Source organism: Kitasatospora sp. NPDC059146, from assembly GCF_042786665.1.
Lineage (GTDB): Bacteria > Actinomycetota > Actinomycetes > Streptomycetales > Streptomycetaceae > Kitasatospora.
The window spans coordinates 1-1086 of sequence record NZ_JBHZCY010000277.1; the positions used below are offsets into that span (position 1 = coordinate 1).

Here is a 1086-nt window from a genome sequence, read left to right on the forward strand (position 1 = left end):
CCCTCAACGTTGAGGACGCGCGACTGTTTCAGGCTGCGATGAACAAGATGATTCGCGTCCCGGTAGGGGTTTATGCCCTGGGCAAGTCGGTGGGGTATTTCATCCCGCAAGGCGCGAAGCCGCAGCTAGTCGCTGTTTCCTAAGACAAATAAAAAAGGCCTCCGAACCGCGTCACACGGGCTTTGCAGCTGCGCTGCATGTACGTGTGACGCGAGCCGGGGGCCTCTTTACTTGATACATAGAAACAAAGTGTTAGCAGCAGGTATGCTGCCAGCACGGGAAAGGAGCCAGGCATGGCCAAAAAGAACACCCCCGTATGCGCTGTCAACTTGGCGGAAGAGGCGCATACAGGGGTCGATGAAGCTGAAAACTTCGGCGATAGATTAGCACGCTACGGCAGCGCTCACGCAAGGTCACTGGACATGCTTGGGCACCTCCGGGACGTGTCATCCGTCGAATCCACGAAAGCGTCCGCAGGCCTCGCCAGCTGCGGAAATTACCTGCACTTTCGGGAGTATTTCACCGTGGGCAAGGTTCGGCTGCACAACGCTACGTTTTGCAAGCAACACCTGATCTGCCCTCTCTGCGCTATTCGGCGTGGAGCTAAGGCGCTCGGGGCCTATTTGGCTCGCTGGGAGGTGATCCAGAAAGAGCGCCCAGACCTGCAACCCTACCTTCTCACGCTTACCGTGAAGAACGGTCCAGACCTTGAAGAGCGTCAGCGTCATCTGACCCGTTCGCTCAAGCTCATGATGGATCGCCGCCGATACTTCAACGCAGGTACTCGCGGTGCTCCCTACACGGAGCTGTGCAAGGCCGAAGGCGGTGTTTACACGCTTGAGTTGACCAATAAGGGGAAGGGTTGGCACCCGCATTGCCACATGATCGTTTTAGCGGCCTCTAAGCCCTCTCAGAGCGCGATTAGTGCTGAGTGGCACGCTATCACTGGTGACAGCATGATCGTCGATTGCAGGCCCATTGCAGGCGATCCTAGCGAGGGTTTCATGGAGGTCTTCAAGTACGCTGTGAAATTTTCCGATTTGTCCCTAGCTGACAACTGGCACGCGGCCCAGGTACTCAAGGGAA

The 1086-nt window shown here is 56.8% G+C and carries 1 protein-coding gene; it reads left to right on the forward strand.

The annotated features are described in order from the left end of the window. Positions 1-293 precede the first annotated feature (293 nt). A partial coding sequence (locus ACFXPX_RS43900; RefSeq protein WP_380645131.1) for a protein rep occupies positions 294-1086 on the forward strand: 793 nt, incomplete at its 3' end.